Origin of the sequence: Gordonia sihwensis, assembly GCF_029632925.1 — a bacterium.
In the GTDB taxonomy this organism is placed as follows: domain Bacteria; phylum Actinomycetota; class Actinomycetes; order Mycobacteriales; family Mycobacteriaceae; genus Gordonia; species Gordonia sihwensis.
In genome coordinates this window covers 2,676,786-2,692,278 of sequence record NZ_CP121248.1, presented here as the reverse complement: position 1 = coordinate 2,692,278, position 15,493 = coordinate 2,676,786, and the positions used below count along the sequence as shown (strand labels likewise).

Sequence of the window (15,493 nt, the reverse complement as noted above, 5' to 3'; positions counted from 1 at the left end):
ATCGGGTGCTGCGAACGTACGCGGCACCTACGACAATTCCGGCCAGTGCGACTGACCCGGCGATACCGCGGTGGTTCCGGCGCAGTCCCGCGCGGAGCCTCCCCGTGCGGGTGACCGGCGCACTCGTCCCGCCACCGACTACGCTGTACTGCGACGTGCACGACCACCGTCGAGCACCGTGACAGAAGTCCGAACCCCTACGTCGTGGAGATCAGAAAACCGTGGCTGTGCAGTCCAAAGTCGATGCCGTCGTCAACCTCGCCAAGCGGCGGGGTCTGGTGTATCCCTGCGGTGAGATCTACGGCGGAACACGCTCCGCATGGGACTACGGTCCGCTCGGCGTGGAGCTGAAGGACAACATCAAGCGGCAGTGGTGGCGGACGATGGTGACCTCGCGCGAGGACGTCGTCGGACTGGACTCGTCGGTGATCCTGCCGCGGCGGGTGTGGGAGGCCTCCGGGCACGTCGAGGTCTTCACCGATCCGCTGGTGGAGTGCACCAACTGCCACAAGCGTCAGCGCCAGGATCACCTGCAGGAGGCGTACGCGCTCAAGAAGGGGATCGACGATCCCGACTCGGTCCCGATGTCGGAGATCGCGTGCCCCGAGTGCGGCGCGAAGGGGCAGTGGACCGAGCCCAAGGCCTTCTCCGGGCTGCTCAAGACCTTCCTCGGGCCGGTCGACGACCAGGAGGGGCTGCACTACCTCCGTCCCGAGACCGCGCAGGGCATCTTCATCAACTTCAAGAACGTGATGACCACGGCGCGCCGCAAGCCCCCGTTCGGCATCGCGCAGATCGGCAAGAGCTTCCGCAACGAGATCACGCCCGGCAACTTCATCTTCCGCACCCGCGAGTTCGAGCAGATGGAGATGGAGTTCTTCGTCAAGCCCGGCGAGGACGAGCAGTGGCACAAGTACTGGATCGACGCGCGGCACAACTGGTACATCGACCTCGGGATCGATCCCGAGAACCTGCGGCTGTACGAGCACCCCAAGGAGAAGCTCTCGCACTACTCCAAGAGCACGGTGGACGTCGAGTACAAGTTCGGCTTCGGCGGCAACCCGTGGGGTGAGCTCGAGGGCGTCGCGAACCGCACGGACTACGATCTGTCGACCCACAGCAAGGCCTCGGGCGAGGACCTGTCGTTCTTCGACCAGGCCTCGGGTGAGCGATACACCCCGTACGTCATCGAGCCCGCGGCGGGACTGGGCCGGTCGATGATGGCCTTCCTGTGCGATGCCTACACCGAGGAGGAGGTGCCCAACGCGAAGGGCGGCACCGACACCCGAACCATGCTCAAGCTCGACCGTCGGCTCGCGCCGGTGAAGGCGGCGGTGCTCCCGCTGTCCCGCAACGAGAAGCTGTCCCCGAAGGCGCGCGACCTCGCCGCGGAGCTGCGCAAGCACTGGAACATCGAGTTCGACGACGCGCAGGGTATCGGCAAGCGCTACCGCCGACAGGACGAGATCGGCACGCCGTTCTGTGTCACGGTCGATTTCGACACCCTCGACGATCAGGCGGTCACCATCCGCGAGCGCGACAGCATGAGCCAGGAGCGGGTCGCGCTCGACAAGGTCGTGGAGTACCTCGGCGGCAAACTGATCGGCGTCTGACGGGCGCTGGCGGCGCTACCGCAGTGCCGCCACGACGCCGGCGCCCCCGTCCCATTCGGCGACGAGCCACGCCGCGCCCGACACCGGGGAGGCGAGGTCGTCGCTGAGGGCGAGCGCCGTCGCGTCGGCCGGTGCGCCTTCGAGGCGGATTCGCACCGGCGGTTCCTGGATCGTCACGGACCCGTCGCTGCTCTGGATCTCGAGACGTGCCTGTTCCTGTCGCCCGCGCAATGCCCGCACGAAGCAGTCGACGGCGACGGGATCGGCGGCGGCCTCGTAGATCCAGCGATCGCCGAGCACCGAGTGAGTCATCGTGGAGACGAGGAACTCGTCGGCCTCCGGCAGCGGAGCGCCACGGTAGGTCAGCGGGATGTGCAGGCTGCGGTCGTCGCGCGAGACCAGCAGAGCTTCGACACCGACCTCGCCCGCAGGATCGTCGAAGCGGTAGCCGCCGATCATCTCCACCTCTCCGGTCCCGCCCCACGGGACGCTGTCGAGGTAGGCGGTGACCAGTTCGAGCTTGGTGGGCGAGAGGGTCGCCTGGTGAACGAGTGCCATGTGACGACCCTAGTGCGCGATGTGGGGACTGTCTCGCGCCGTCGGCGATCGACGTGGGCGGGAAGTCCTGTTCCGGTGGGTCGCGTGATGGATGTCCGCGCCATCGGGTATCTGTAGTGCAACGCCGACGAGAGGACCGCAGTGAACCCGAGGCTCATCATGTTGTTCAGCGGTGTCCTGATGATCATCGCGTTGGGGTTGATGGTGGGTCAGAAGCAGTGGGTGATGCTTGCCGTGGTCCTGCCGATCTGGCTGATCATCCTCGGCGTGTGGTGGTATCGCCAGCGGAGTCGGTAGTGCCTCGATCCTCGTACCCCACACCGGGCTTCCGGCTCAGCGGTCTGTGAACTGATCCAGAACCGAACGCACGCGGGCGTCGGTGAGCTGTGCGAAATCGTCGTACGCGCCGCCGACTCCGATGAAGTCCTCCGGCGTGTACGGACAGACGACGGAGTCGGCCTCGGGAAACATGTCCGCGGTGCCGACCGGGCCGGCGGGCACTGCCACCACGATCCGTCCGGCCCCGCGGCTTCGGAGCGCGCGGACGGCCACGTTCATCGTCGCGCCGGTGGCGACACCGTCGTCGACGAGCACCACGGTGCGGCCGGCCACGACGGGTTGCGGGCGTCGGTCCCGATAGGCGGCGTCACGTCGCCGGAGTTCGGTGCGAGCCGCGTCGACGGCCTCGGCCAACCTCGCCGGGGTCAGGCCGGTGGCGCGCAGGACGTCGTCGTTCATCACCACCGCATCGTCGGCGCCGATGGCTCCGGCCGCCACTTCCGGCTCCCACGGCACGCCGATCTTGTGCACCAGGTAGACGTCCAACGGCGCCCGCAGGTCCTCGGCGATCGGTGCGGCCACGTCCACTCCGCCGCGTGGGAGTGCGAGTACGATCGTGTCGTCGCGCCCGCGGAGATCGGACAGCCTCTCGGCCAGGACCCGCCCGGCGTGCGCGCGGTCGCGGTACCGGCGAGTCGAGAACCTCCGCGATATCATCACCCACTCCACGGTAGGTGCGGTCGTCGGTCCGGGCCAGTCCCGGCGCCGTCGGACGGTTCGGTCCGTGCTGCCTTCAGTCGCCGTGCGCGGACAGTCGCCGTTCCAGTTCGTCGACCCGGTCCTGCAACTGGTGGATCTGATCGATGTACGGCTGCACCCGTTCACGGACCTGTTCGGAGGTGTACAGGGGCACCATCGACCGCGCACAGTTCCAGTCGAAGGCTTCGACGTCGATGACGATGCTGCGCTCGCATCGTGCGGCGATCCGGCCGTCCGCGACCTGGGACAGGCGTTCGAGCAGTTCGGGATCGGCCTCGCCGTCGATCACAGTGGCACGCCCGAAGACCTTGAGCCGCATCTTCTTCGGATGATCGGCGACGAAGAGCGCGACACGACCGTCTGTCTCCAGGTTGCCGACCGACACGAACTGCTGATTGCCGCGGAAATCGGCGAATCCGAAGCGATTGCCGCCGAGGTGGTGGACGAATCCGGTCGGCCCGCTGCGGTACTGGACGTACGGCCACCCCGAGGGGGTCACCGTCGCCATGTGGAAGGCGAACACCCCGGTGAGCATCCGAACCTCCCGCGGCGTCACCTGCTGCGGGCCCGAATCGGGTGTGTCGAGACCCGCGCCGTAGGCCACCACGCTGCCGGTGATGCGTTGCCGCGCAACGGCTGCGTCGCCGAACGCGATGTGCTGATACCGATCTCCCACGGTCTCCAGGCTAGGCGGGGCCACCGGAACCGCGTCATCCGATACTCGCCAGTAATTAGAACAGGTTCTAATTCTCCGCTATTCTCCATGGTCATGGAACGATTGAGCGGCCTGGATGCCAGCTTCCTCTACCTCGAGACACCCGAGCAGTTGATGCACGTCTGCTCGGTGATGGTCATGGACAAGTCCACGGTTCCCGGCGGGTATTCGTTCGCGACCTTCCGAGCCACACTCGACGAGCGTGTGCGCCGAGTTCCCCAGTTCACTCGGCGGGTGCGACGCGTTCCGCTCGATCTCGGCCACCCCGTGTGGGTCAAGGACGAGCACTTCGCTATCGACCACCACCTGCACCGGATGGCACTGCCCGCACCCGCCGGCCACGCCGAACTCATGGAGATGTGCGGTCATCTGGCCGGACTCCCGATGGACCGCGGCCGCCCGCTGTGGGAGATGAACGTCATCGAGGGATACCGCGGCGAGGACGGCGAGGAGAAACTGGTCGTCTTCACGAAGATGCATCACGCCACGGTCGACGGCGCGTCGGGCGCCAATCTGATTTCGTACCTGTGCAGTCTCGAACCGGACGCGCCACCGCTGGCCACCGATGAGATCCCCATGGACGGACGGTCGCCGGGGTCGCTCGAACTCTTCGGCCGCGGCATCGTGAGCACGCTGTCGCGACCGCTGTCGATCCCGAAGATGCTGAGTCCGACCCTGGGGCTGATCACCGAGACGGTGAGCCGCGCCCAGCACGGCACCGCGATGGCGCCTCCGCTCACCGCGCCGCGGACCTCGTTCAACGGCACCATCACCGGTCACCGCACCATCGCGGTGGGCGATATGGACCTCGAGGACGTCAAGGCGGTCCGGCGCGCGACCGGTGCGACGGTCAACGACATCGTGCTGAGCATCGCCGGCGGCGCTCTGCGCGACTATCTCCTGGAACGCGACGAGCTGCCCGACTCGTCGCTGCTGGCCACCGTGCCGGTCTCGGTGCGCGGAGAGTCCAAGCGTGACGAGGGGGCGAACAAGGTCTCGGCGCTGTTCACCCGGCTCGGGACCGACATCGCCGACCCGCTCGAGCGGCTGACCGCGATGACCGAGGCGAACAAGCACGCGAAGGACCATCACAACGCGATCTCCGCGGACACCCTGCAGGACTGGGCCGAGTTCGCCGCGCCGCGCACGTTCGGGCTCGCCGTGCGCGCATATGCGGGACTGCGCCTGGCCGACCGCCATCCGGTGGTGCACAATCTGGTCATCTCGAACGTCCCCGGTCCGCCGATTCCGCTGTACTTCATGGGAGCCCGGATGGACGGGATGTACCCGCTGGGCCCGGTCTTCCACGGAGCGGGCGTCAACATCACGGTGCTGTCGAACAACGGCGTCGTCCACGTGGGCGTCATCGCGTGTGAGGACAGCATGCGCAGCCCGGAGAAGCTCGTCGCCCACTTCCCGGAGGAACTCGCGCGGCTCAAAGAACAGGTCGCGCCCGCGGGGTAGACGCGAAGTGGGCGAACAGCGCGGCGGGCATCACGACTCGGCGCGCTCGCGCCACCGAGCCCGCACCACGCTGCAGGCGTGCGCGAATACCGGCACGAATTTGTCGGCATCGATCACGCAGCACGAGTGACCGCCGTCCACCTCGTGCACCGTGGCGCCCGGGATGCGGCGGGCCATCGCGATCTGCCGGGCCGGCGGTATCGCGCGGTCGCGCAAGGGCACCACGACGGCGGTCGGCACATCGATCTGGCTGATCCACGGTCGCGTATGGTGCCTGCCGATGGCGCCGACCGCCTTGCCGACGGCGATCGGCGACGTGGAGCGGAACTCGTTGAGCGCCCACCGGTTGATGTCGACGGCCGGGTCGACCTGCGACGCCTGAACTCGGCCGGCGCGGCGCGGGGAACCGGATCCGGGAACGCGTGAGGTGATGCCCGCCATCCCGTTGTGGAAGACCCGTTCGGTCGCGGTCATCTGAAAGGCGTCGGTGGAGGCGCAGAGCACCAGCCCGCCCGCCCGGTCGGGATGCTGCCGCCAGACACGCTGAGCGACCAGCGATCCCATCGAGAAGCCGGCGAACATCGCTTCATCGATTCCGAGGACGTCCAGCAGTGCCACGGCGTCGTCGGCGCAGTCGCGGAGGCTGAACTCGGGTGATTTGATGCCCTGACCGTGCCAGCGCAGGTCGAGAGTGATCACCCGGAAGCGCTTCGACAGTTCCGGGATGCTCGGAAACCAGGTCAGCAGGCCGGTGGTCGTCAGCGCGTGCAGAAGAACGATCGGCGGTGCGTCGGCGGTGGGACCGGCGGTGTCGGTGACGTAGGTGGAGCCCCGTCCGGGCAGTTCGATCAGACGGCCCGCGGGTATGTCGACTCTCGGCAGCCGGACTCGCGGTGCGCGCGTGGCAGTCAGGTCTCGTCGAGCAGGATTCATCGGTCGCCCCTTCGTTCCCGGAGCCCCAGGAACTAGAACATGTTGCATTTGCGATCACTATGCCATGAGGTGTCGGTGGCCGGTCATCCGAGCGCCGTCACTTCTCGGAAGTGGTGCGCAGATGACATACAGATAACGCTTCATGTCATCGGAGCGGCCGTTATCCCTTGTCTCGTAGCGTGGAGGCACGGCAGTCGAGACAAAGGATGGGCAAATGGACGCAATTGCAGTGAGTGAGATCCTGGCGCGCTCGAGTACGACCACCAATGTCGGATGGATCGGCTATCTGGTCATCGGCGCGATCGCGGGCTGGATCGCCGGAAAGATCGTCAAGGGCGGCGGTGCCGGGATCCTGATGAACATCGTCATCGGCGTCATCGGCGCGCTCATCGGCGGTTTTCTCTTGAGTTTCTTCCTGGACACCGCGTCCGGCGGCTGGTGGTTCACCCTCCTGACGGCAGTGCTCGGTTCGGTGATCCTGCTGTGGATCGTGGAGAAGGTGCGCGGCAGTTCGGGCAGTTGAACGCCAGTTCGCAACGGCGGCGGGTCCTCGGCTTCGGTCGGGGACCCGCCGCCGTTCTCGTGCGCTGATCTGCGGGTCTCAACTCGGTCTCAGGGCGCTGTTTCGGAGCGAAGTGGCCCCATACTCAGTCGAAACACCAGTCACTTCAGCCCCGGAGGTCACATTGTCCAGGTCATTTCGTTTCACGATCGCGTCGGTCGCCGCGTCGGCCGCACTCGTCGGAGGCGCGGTCGCCGCACCCGCCGCACACGCCGACACCTCCCGCGACGCGGCTGCCGCCCGTGCCGCACTCCACGAGGTCGCCGCTCAGCCGAACGACGCCGCATCGGTGATCGACTCGATCGACGAGGCCAACGCGGTCCTCAAGAAGCTCGGCATCACTCCGTTCACGCCGACCAAGGGACTGTGCACCGATCTGTCGATGCCGTCGGCGGTCGGCGGCGCGATGCCCGGATCGATCACTCCGCTCCTCGGTGACCTGAACAAGTCGCTTCGCGTCAAGGACAAGGACATCAACGCGATTCAGAAGGGCGAGGTGCTCTACGGCTTCGTGCCGGTCGACAAGTTCTCCGACACCAAGGACAAGAGCGGCATGCGTGTCGCGTGGTTCAACGTCAACACCCTCGACGGCGGGTTCGGCGAGCCCATGAAGGGCCTCGGCGACTCGATCGTCGACGCCGTGGACGCACGCCTGAAGGAAGCGGATGTCAGCGCCTTGGTGCGGACCCTCGCCCGGAAGACGCTCGGCTCGGTCGTCGCGGCGATTCCGGCCAACGGCGCTCGAGGCGGCATCGTCAAGACCGGTTCGGGCACGGTTCTCTCCGCGATCTACGGCACGATGCAGAAGGCCGGCGGCAGCGAGGACGCGCCGGTCACGTGCTACTTCTTCCCGTCGCTGGGCATCGCGACCGTGAAGTAGCCGGCCGGGAAAAGGTCTCCCGATCGCGTGCACACCCCTCCGCCGAAGCGAGACAATGGAGTCGACGATTCGAGGAGGCGGGCAATGACTGATCTCACCGGAAAAGTGGCCTGGGTGACGGGTGCGGCGCGCGGGCAGGGACGATCGCACGCACTGGCCCTGGCGGCGGCGGGCGCGCACGTCGTCGTCACCGACATCGCGGCGCCGGTCGACACGATCGCCTACCCGATGAGCGATCCGAACGACCTCGCGGAGACGGCGAGAGAGATCAAGTCGACCGGCGGCTCGGTGACATCGGCGCAGGTGGACGTTCGCGACCGGGCCGCGGTGAACGGGCTCGTCTCGCGGATCCGCGACGAACGCGGACGCCTCGACATCCTCGTGTGCAATGCCGGCGTCTGCTCGTTCGAACCGGTCGAGTCGCTGACCCACCAACAATGGGCCGACGTCATCGACACCAATCTCACCGGTACGTTCAACTGCGCGCAGGCCGTTCTCACGCTGATGAAGGAGAACCGGTTCGGCCGCATCGTCGGGATCTCCTCGGGAGCCGGCCGCGGCGGCATGCTGCATCTGAGCCATTACGCCGCGAGCAAGTGGGGGATCATCGGATTCATCAAGTCGTTGGCCCTGGAAGTGGGTGCGTACGGCATCACCGCGAACGTGGTGTGCCCGGCGTCGGTGGCGACGCCGATGGTGCTGAACACCGCGACGATGAAGAGATTCTGTCCGACGGTCGAACACCCGACGCAGGACGATCTCGCTCAGGTCTTCGCCGGTTGGAGTCCGCTGGGCGTGCCGTGGCTGGCACCGGCCGACGTCACCCGCGCGGTGATGTATCTGGTCGACGACCCCGGCGTCATCACCGGCACGGTGGTCGAGGTGAGCCTCGGGACGAATGCGACGCGTCAGTAGGAGCCGCGGCGGTCGTCGACCGGTTGACATTCCGATCACTACCAGGCATTTCAGCTCGGTCGGCTGACGGTTTTGAGGCATAGTAGTAGGGGAGTGCGTCGCGCGGGCAAGGGGTTCGCGGTGTGGGCGTGCTTTGGAGAGAGAGTTTGTGGTGGCTGTCAACGGCAAGGTCGTGCATTTCGACACCAATCGTGGTTTTGGATTCCTGGCGCCCGCGGAGGGCGGAGACGACGTCTTCCTGCACATCAACGACGTGGGCATCGATGAGACCCTGCTGCGCCCCGGCGCCGAGGTCGAGTTCGACGTCGAGAGCACCGATCGTGGCGCGAAGGCACTGAACGTGAAGGTGACCAAGGAGGCTCCGGAGGGCGAGTCGCCCGCCGCCGAGCGCGCCCAGCGCCGTGACGAGGGCCGCGGACGCTTCGGCGACCGGCACGATCGCGGCGACCGCCGTGACGACCGGCGCGGCGGCCGTGATGACCGCGGACCGCGACGCTTCGGCAATCGGGGCGGCGGCCGTCTGTTCAACGAGATCACCGAGCTGCTGCTCGACGCCTCGCCGGACCTGACCGCTCGTCAGATCGTCGCGATCCGATCCGGTCTCCTGGACATGGCATCCCAGCGCGGCTGGTCGGAGTAGTTTGACCGACGCCGATCGGTCCGCGGGCGGCCCGCCCGTGGCGATGTACGACGCTCATGACCTGGAACGGATGGTCGTCGAGGCGCCCAAGATCGCCGCGGGCGCGAATCCCGCGACCGACCATCGCAGCGACTTCGCCCGCGACCGCGCCCGGGTGCTGCACAGCGCGGCCCTGCGGCGACTCGCGGACAAGACGCAGGTGGTGGGTCCGCGGGAGGGCGACAACCCGCGGACTCGTCTGACCCATTCGCTGGAGGTCGGCCAGATCGGCCGCGGTATCGCGGTCGGTCTGGGCTGCGACCCGGATCTGGTCGAACTCGCCGGACTCGCCCACGACATCGGCCACCCGCCCTACGGGCACAACGGCGAGCGGGCTCTTGAAGAAGTGGCCCGCGACCGTGGCGGATTCGAAGGCAATGCGCAGAATCTGCGCATCCTGACGGCGCTGGAACCGAAGATCGTCGGCCCGGACGGGGTCAGCGCCGGTCTCAACCTCACCCGGGCGGCGCTCGACGCAACGCTCAAGTACCCGTGGTCGCGCACGGCGCCCGGCACCAAGTACGGCGCGTACGTCGAAGACCGCCCCGCGCTCGACTGGGTGCGACACGGCGCGCCCGACGGCCGGCGCTGTCTGGAGGCCCAGGTGATGGACTGGTCCGACGATGTCGCGTACTCGGTGCACGACCTCGAAGACGGAGTGATCGGCGGGCGGATCGATCTGCGCCAGTTGAGTTCGCCCACCGATCAGCACGATCTGGCGCAGCTCGGCATGCAGTACTTCGACGGGCTCACCGCCGATCCGCTGGTCGGGGCGGCGCAGCGGTTGTCGGAGATGGAGATCTTCGCCTCGCTCGGCGAATTCGACGGTTCGTTGGAGGCGTACACGCGGCTCAAGCGACTCACGAGCGAGCTCATCGGGCGTTTCGCTTCGGCCGCGATCACCCGGACGCGCAGGATGGAGGGCGCACGTCCGCTGCGCCGGTACGACGCGGATCTCTCGGTGCCGGCCGATGTGGCGGCCGAGGTCGCCGTACTGAAGACGCTCGCCCTGCGGTTCATCTTCTCCGACCCGAGTCACCGCGCCAAGCAGGACCGTCAGCGCGAGCGCATCCACCGCGTCGCCGAGATGCTCCTGGTGACCGCCCCGGGCGGCCTCGACCCGATCTTCGCCGCCGCGTGGAATGCCGCGGCCGACGACGACGCCCGGATGCGCGTGGTGATCGACCAGATCGCCTCCATGACCGAGGGCCGCCTCGAGCGCCTCGACAAGTCCAGCGCCGAAGTCCAGGCACACCTGGGCTAGCTCGCCGCACACCCGCCACGCTTCCCCTGTCAGGCTCGTCGAGTAAGCGGGGGAGCGCAGCGACGCCGCGCATCGAGACCGCAGTCTCGCACGTCTTCCCTGTCAGGCTCGTCGAGTGATCTCCACCCGGGCAGGCTCGTCGAGTAAGCGGGGGAGCGCAGCGACTCCGCGCATCGAGACCAAGCAAACCCCCACCCCACGCCCGCATCACCGGCCGGCCAGCACCCCACTCCGCAACTGCATCCCGCGAATCCCCGCGCAGCCGGCGGCCATCACCGCCAGCACGACGATCGGTGCGACGATCCCCACCGTGGGTGCGATCACTCGCAGCAAGACCGGCAACCCGAACCCGAGGTACGTGCCGACGTAGAAGATCCCGGTGGCCAGCCCGATCCGGTCGGCGGGAGCGAAGGTCTCGACGTCGAGCAGGCCTTCGCGGAGGCAGAGCCCGTAGCCGCTGCCGAGAACGATGGACGCGGCGACGAAGGCGACCGGCGCCGGGTCGGACCCGGACGCCGCGACGATCACGAATCCGACGGCCGACAGCAAGGCGCCGCACACTCCGGCGCGCGCACCCCAGGAGTTTCGGCGCGCGATCACCTGCACGGCCACGCCGGATCCCAGCGCGAGCACGGCGGCGACGCCCGGCACCCACGGACCGCTGAAGCTCGACATCCGCCCGGCCATCGTCACCACACTGATGGTGACCGATGCGAACACCCACAGCGACATCGGAAGGCTCGTGACCAGCGCGCGGGACAGGCTCCGCGGTCCGCGCACGGTCGAGTCGGTGACGTCGGTGCTCTCTGCGACGGTGCTCTCGGCGACGGTGCTCTCCATGACGGGGCTCTCCGAGACGGTGCGCCGCGAGTTCGGCACGGCGAGGCCCGCGACGACCGCCAGGAGCGAGCCGGTCACGGTGACCGCGAAGGGGGCGATCAGCGCGGCGCCGTCGGTGAACTGAGCGATGAGTCCCGACGCGAGTGGACCGACGGCGAAGCCGCTTGTGAGGACTGCGCCTGCGAACACCGTGCCGCGAGAACCGCCGACGTCGGCGCTCCACGCGGTCCCTGCGCTGACAGCCAGCCCGACGCCGAGTCCCACCGCGAACCGTCCGACGAAGACGCCGGGCTCGGTGTGCCACAGGAGCATCAGCAGATTGCCGAGTGCGGCTCCGGTCGCGCCGACGAGGACCACGGGTTTGCGTCCGACGCGGTCGGAGATCCCGCCGCCGGTCAGCAGCCCGGGGAGCAGGCCGATCGCGTAGACACCGAACGCCCCTTCGAGCGCCGCATCGCCGATTCCGTTGCGGTCGTGAAGGACCGGCATCATCGCGACGAAATGGTTGGTGGCCCAGCCGGTGGTGAACAGGAGCGCGAGCACGGTCCAGAGGTTTCGGCGGTCGGCTGTCGTCGTCATCGGCGATGCGGTTCCTCGTGGTGGTGAGCGGTCGCTCACCAGTGTGGCATCGTGCCTATCCGAGCAGACCGCGGACGTCCTCGGCGGTGATCGCGCCGGAGAACGCGGCGCCGTCGTCGAGCAACGCGTCGAACAGTTCGCGTTTGCGGTTCTGCAGGTCGATCACCTTCTCCTCGATCGTGCCGGTCGACACCATTCGGTAGACGGTCACCGCGCGGTGCTGGCCGATGCGGTGCGCGCGGTCGACGGCCTGATTCTCGGCGGCGGGATTCCACCAGGGATCGGTCATGAAGCAGTAGTCGGCGGCGGTGAGGTTCAATCCGAAGCCGCCGGCCTTCAAGCTGATGAGGAACACCCGGGTGCGGCCGTGGGTGAACTGCTCGATCTGCTCGCCGCGCCGGGTGATCGCGGTGGAGCCGTCCAGATAGCTGTAAGCGATCCCGTCCGCGTCGAGCCGGGCGGCGATCAGTTTCAGGAACCCGGTGAAGCTGCTGAAGACCAGCGCACTGTGGCCCTCGTCGATGAGGATGGGCAGCTGCTCGGACAGGTACTCGATCTTCGCCGAGTTCACCGCGGCGTGCTCGTCGTCCACCAGCGCCGGATGCAGACTCAACTGCCGTAGCCGCGTGAGCGCACGCAGCACCTGGATGCGGTTGCCGTCGAAGTCCTCCAGGAGCCCGAGGAGTTGCTGGCGGTCGCGGGCCAGATAGGTGTCGTACACCTTTCGATGCTTGGGCTCGAGCTCGATCGGCAGCAACTGTTCCTGCTTCTCGGGCAGGTCGACGAGCACTTGATCCTTGGTGCGGCGCAACATGATCGGACGCAGTCGGCGTCGGAGAATCGCCAGCCGCTCGGGAGCCTGCCCGCTTTCGATCGCGTCGGCGAAGTGCTCCTTGAACAGTTTCGGTGAACTGTAGAGTCCCGGCGCCACCACCGACACCAGCGACCACAGCTCCATCACGCGGTTCTCCATCGGGGTTCCGGTGATCGCGAGCTTGAACGGGGCCTGCAGCCGCCGTGCGGCCTGGTAGGTCTTGGAGTTGTGGTTCTTGAGGAACTGCGCCTCATCGAAGATCGCACCCGTCCACGGCACCCGGGCGAAGGCGTCGTAGTCGATCCGCAGCAACGCGTATGAGGTGACGACGATCCGGGCGTCGGCGATCCGATCTGCCAGCGGCGTCCCGACCCGCTTCTCGGTGGCGGGAACGGTCAGCATCTCGAGGCCGGGTACGAACCGGTGGATCTCGGCGGCCCAGTTGGCGATCACGCTGGTGGGCGCGACCACCAGGAACCGGGCATCGGGTCGCTCGTCCACTATGCGCTGGATCAGCGCGAGAGTCTGCACCGTCTTGCCGAGCCCCATGTCGTCGGCGAGCACGCCGCCGAGCTCGTTGTCCCAGAGGAACGTGAGCCAATCCAGGCCCTCCTGCTGGTACGGCCGCAGCCGGGCGTCGAGACCCGCGGGCGGCGGTACCGAGTGCGGCGGCCTGGCCGCGGCCAGACGGGCGATGCGTTCACGCCATCGGCGGAGCTGCTCGTCGACCACGCCGAGTTCGAGCAGTTCGTCCCACAGTGATGCGTTGAGGGTGTGCGTGCTGACGCGGTCGTCGTCGAGCTCGCCCATCTCCCGGGCCTCGTCGAGCCGGTCGCGCAGGGTCTGCAGCGCGGGGATGTCGAGGGCGAAGTACGTACCGTCGTCGAGCACCATGTGCGTCTCGCCGGACGCGAGGGCGGAGATGATCGTGGTGATCGGAATCTTGTGGCCGTCCACGTCGAGTGCCACGCGGAGGTCGAACCAGTCGCTGCGCGCGTCGCCGTCGCCGGAGAAGCTCAGGACCGGCGGCGCCTCGGCAGGACGGTAGTCGGGCGGCGTGCCGACCACGTCGACGCGCACCCGGCCGAGCTCGGTGATCTTCGGGACCGTCTCCGCACACAGGATCGCCACTTCGAGCTGTGACAGCGGCACCGGAACGGTGCGGAAGTCGGGAAGAGAATCGAACGCCGCCGCGACCGTGCAGCCGCCGCGGAGCTGACGCAGGACGGCGTACATCCGATTGAAGCGACGGTAGTCGGAGCGGTACTTCGGCAGCCGACGTTCGAGGAGATCGGCGGCGGCTGCCACCCAGTGGGCGCTGCTGCGGGCGACCATCTCCAGCTCGGGACGCACCTCGTCCCACATCGCGCGTTCGGCGGCCGCGTTGCGGAACCGGCCGGTCTCGGTGCCCTGCGTCGGGAACTCATGGACCTCGCCGTCGGTCTCGTACGCCGTCGACCAGGTGGCGCACGGGTGCTCACCGGTCTCGATGCGCAGGACCGGGAACGGACCGGCGAGGTCGGCGGCCGGGAACGCTCCGGGTTCCACCACCACGGCGCGGTCGGCCTGCAGGGTCGGCAGCGCCTCGCGGAAGTCGCCGAGTTCGTCGTCGCTCACCTCCAGTGGGACCCGGCTCACCAGCAGCATCGATTCGGTGGTGGTCAGCCTGCGCAGCGGGCCGATGTACAGTACGTCGCCCACCTCCTGCGCGATGCCGTGCGCGCGGGGCCTGCCGATCGGGAACTGGAAGGCGTCCGGCGGAACGGTCCGACCGTCTACCAGCACCTCGAGCGCCACATGGACGCCGGCACGCTGAGCGGTGACGTGCAGTCGGGTGCTGAGGTGATCGCCGTACTCGACGGTCGTGCTCTTCGACGACCGCGCGTTGACGAACTCCACGCCCGCGTCGCGGGCCTCGTCGAGCAGGACCCAGATGCTCGGCGGAGCCATCAGCAGCGACATCTCGTCACCGACGGAGGCGCTCTGTCCGCTGATCGCCAGCGCCGAGGCCAATCGGGTCAGGACGTCGAGGGCCTTCTCCGGATGGCGGTCGGCGGTCTTTCCGGACAGGATCGTCTTCCAGGTGACGCGCGTCTTGACCCACCGCCCCTGCTCGCTCATGGTGAGCGGCCGGAGACGGACGGAGTCGGCGTCGCGATAGCTGCGGTGTACGGAGAACTGAAGTGCCAGTGGCAGTTCCGGACCGTCCGGGGTGTGCTCGACGGACTGCGACGACTTCGAGATCTCGTCGATCAGAGTGCGCCATCGTGAGAGCGGGAGGGCCGAGGGCGCCGACGACGATCGCCGGGCGACGGCCGTGCCTTCGGCGGTCGCGGCCATGACCAGCGCCGCGCAATGCTTGCAGCGGATCGCGACCGGGCAGGTGCAGCTCGCGGACACCCGCGGCTTCGGGCCATCCCAGGCGGCTGTGACCTTGCATCGGTAGCGCTGCTCACCGGAGCCGAGTGAGACGCCGGTGAGGACGCCGTCGGACCAGTCGATACCGGTGATCATGCCGCTGGTGGCGTACGACCGCGCACGCTGCAGCGTCCGAGTGTCGAAGGCGCCGAGGACGGCGTCGACCTGCTCGTCGGTCCAGTCGGGGGAGGTCATCGGATCCAGCGTAGTCGGGATCGGCG

Annotated in this window: 14 protein-coding genes; 8 read left to right on the top strand and 6 right to left on the bottom strand. The window is 67.9% G+C overall.

Features of this window, described 5'->3' with window-relative positions; all coding sequences use genetic code 11:
• The first annotated feature begins 221 nt into the window (after positions 1–221).
• Positions 222–1,613, top strand: coding sequence for a glycine--tRNA ligase (locus tag P5P27_RS12945; protein WP_278124304.1), 1,392 nt, complete (start codon positions 222–224; stop codon positions 1,611–1,613).
• Positions 1,614–1,628: 15 nt separating this feature from the next.
• Here P5P27_RS12945 and P5P27_RS12940 read toward each other — a convergent pair whose 3' ends face one another.
• Complete coding sequence (locus tag P5P27_RS12940) at positions 1,629–2,171, bottom strand: CG0192-related protein (protein WP_006897657.1); 543 nt, start codon at positions 2,169–2,171, stop codon at positions 1,629–1,631.
• Positions 2,172–2,330: 159 nt separating this feature from the next.
• Here P5P27_RS12940 and P5P27_RS12935 point away from each other — a divergent pair, with 159 nt between their 5' ends.
• The gene (locus P5P27_RS12935) at positions 2,331–2,468 is read left to right on the top strand and encodes a hypothetical protein (RefSeq protein WP_278124303.1); all 138 of its coding nucleotides are present in this window, start codon (positions 2,331–2,333) and stop codon (positions 2,466–2,468) included.
• Positions 2,469–2,504: 36 nt separating this feature from the next.
• Here P5P27_RS12935 and P5P27_RS12930 read toward each other — a convergent pair whose 3' ends face one another.
• Both P5P27_RS12930 and P5P27_RS12925 read right to left on the bottom strand, forming a co-directional pair.
• Positions 2,505–3,167 carry a phosphoribosyltransferase gene (locus P5P27_RS12930; protein ID WP_278124302.1) on the bottom strand — a complete coding sequence of 221 codons (663 nt, stop codon included), beginning with the start codon at positions 3,165–3,167 and terminating at the stop codon, positions 2,505–2,507.
• Positions 3,168–3,243: 76 nt separating this feature from the next.
• Positions 3,244–3,885 (bottom strand): pyridoxamine 5'-phosphate oxidase family protein, encoded by a 642-nt coding sequence (locus P5P27_RS12925; RefSeq protein ID WP_278124301.1) that lies wholly within the window; start codon positions 3,883–3,885, stop codon positions 3,244–3,246.
• A gap of 93 nt (positions 3,886–3,978) precedes the next feature.
• On the opposite strand from P5P27_RS12925, the gene P5P27_RS12920 reads away from it, so the two are divergent.
• Positions 3,979–5,388 (top strand): WS/DGAT/MGAT family O-acyltransferase, encoded by a 1,410-nt coding sequence (locus P5P27_RS12920; protein WP_222111550.1) that lies wholly within the window; start codon positions 3,979–3,981, stop codon positions 5,386–5,388.
• Between the two features lie 30 nt (positions 5,389–5,418).
• On the opposite strand, the gene P5P27_RS12915 is transcribed toward P5P27_RS12920, so the two are convergent.
• Positions 5,419–6,321, bottom strand: coding sequence for an alpha/beta fold hydrolase (locus tag P5P27_RS12915; protein ID WP_278124299.1), 903 nt, complete (start codon positions 6,319–6,321; stop codon positions 5,419–5,421).
• A gap of 214 nt (positions 6,322–6,535) precedes the next feature.
• On the opposite strand from P5P27_RS12915, the gene P5P27_RS12910 reads away from it, so the two are divergent.
• The 5 genes from P5P27_RS12910 to P5P27_RS12890 all read left to right on the top strand — a co-directional run bounded on the left by P5P27_RS12910 (position 6,536) and on the right by P5P27_RS12890 (position 10,621).
• Positions 6,536–6,844 carry a GlsB/YeaQ/YmgE family stress response membrane protein gene (locus P5P27_RS12910; protein WP_006897664.1) on the top strand — a complete coding sequence of 103 codons (309 nt, stop codon included), beginning with the start codon at positions 6,536–6,538 and terminating at the stop codon, positions 6,842–6,844.
• A gap of 163 nt (positions 6,845–7,007) precedes the next feature.
• A complete protein-coding gene (locus tag P5P27_RS12905) occupies positions 7,008–7,763 on the top strand; it encodes a hypothetical protein (protein WP_062367871.1) in 756 nt (251 codons plus the stop codon).
• Between the two features lie 84 nt (positions 7,764–7,847).
• The gene (locus P5P27_RS12900; RefSeq protein ID WP_278124296.1) at positions 7,848–8,678 is read left to right on the top strand and encodes a mycofactocin-coupled SDR family oxidoreductase; all 831 of its coding nucleotides are present in this window, start codon (positions 7,848–7,850) and stop codon (positions 8,676–8,678) included.
• Positions 8,679–8,829: 151 nt separating this feature from the next.
• Entirely contained in the window at positions 8,830–9,318 is a 489-nt protein-coding gene (locus P5P27_RS12895; protein ID WP_039867897.1) for a cold-shock protein, read from the top strand.
• A 43-nt stretch (positions 9,319–9,361) separates the two neighbouring features.
• Entirely contained in the window at positions 9,362–10,621 is a 1,260-nt protein-coding gene (locus P5P27_RS12890) for a deoxyguanosinetriphosphate triphosphohydrolase (protein WP_278127443.1), read from the top strand.
• 207 nt (positions 10,622–10,828) lie between these two features.
• Here P5P27_RS12890 and P5P27_RS12885 read toward each other — a convergent pair whose 3' ends face one another.
• Both P5P27_RS12885 and P5P27_RS12880 read right to left on the bottom strand, forming a co-directional pair.
• A complete protein-coding gene (locus P5P27_RS12885) occupies positions 10,829–12,040 on the bottom strand; it encodes an MFS transporter (protein WP_278124293.1) in 1,212 nt (403 codons plus the stop codon).
• Between the two features lie 55 nt (positions 12,041–12,095).
• Positions 12,096–15,467 carry a DEAD/DEAH box helicase gene (locus P5P27_RS12880; protein ID WP_278124291.1) on the bottom strand — a complete coding sequence of 1,124 codons (3,372 nt, stop codon included), beginning with the start codon at positions 15,465–15,467 and terminating at the stop codon, positions 12,096–12,098.
• Positions 15,468–15,493 lie beyond the last annotated feature (26 nt).

Excerpts from the sequence above, each read along its gene's own strand:
- P5P27_RS12910 (WP_006897664.1), top strand. The coding sequence starts at position 6,536 with ATGGACGCAATTGCAGTGAGTGAGATCCTGGCGCGCTCGAGTACGACC.
- P5P27_RS12885 (WP_278124293.1), bottom strand. The coding sequence starts at position 12,040 with ATGACGACGACAGCCGACCGCCGAAACCTCTGGACCGTGCTCGCGCTC.
- P5P27_RS12940 (WP_006897657.1), bottom strand. The coding sequence starts at position 2,171 with ATGGCACTCGTTCACCAGGCGACCCTCTCGCCCACCAAGCTCGAACTG.
- P5P27_RS12900 (WP_278124296.1), top strand. The coding sequence starts at position 7,848 with ATGACTGATCTCACCGGAAAAGTGGCCTGGGTGACGGGTGCGGCGCGC.
- P5P27_RS12930 (WP_278124302.1), bottom strand. The coding sequence starts at position 3,167 with ATGATATCGCGGAGGTTCTCGACTCGCCGGTACCGCGACCGCGCGCAC.
- P5P27_RS12920 (WP_222111550.1), top strand. The coding sequence starts at position 3,979 with ATGGAACGATTGAGCGGCCTGGATGCCAGCTTCCTCTACCTCGAGACA.
- P5P27_RS12890 (WP_278127443.1), top strand. The coding sequence starts at position 9,362 with ATGTACGACGCTCATGACCTGGAACGGATGGTCGTCGAGGCGCCCAAG.
- P5P27_RS12915 (WP_278124299.1), bottom strand. The coding sequence starts at position 6,321 with ATGAATCCTGCTCGACGAGACCTGACTGCCACGCGCGCACCGCGAGTC.
- P5P27_RS12935 (WP_278124303.1), top strand. The coding sequence starts at position 2,331 with ATGTTGTTCAGCGGTGTCCTGATGATCATCGCGTTGGGGTTGATGGTG.
- P5P27_RS12880 (WP_278124291.1), bottom strand. The coding sequence starts at position 15,467 with ATGACCTCCCCCGACTGGACCGACGAGCAGGTCGACGCCGTCCTCGGC.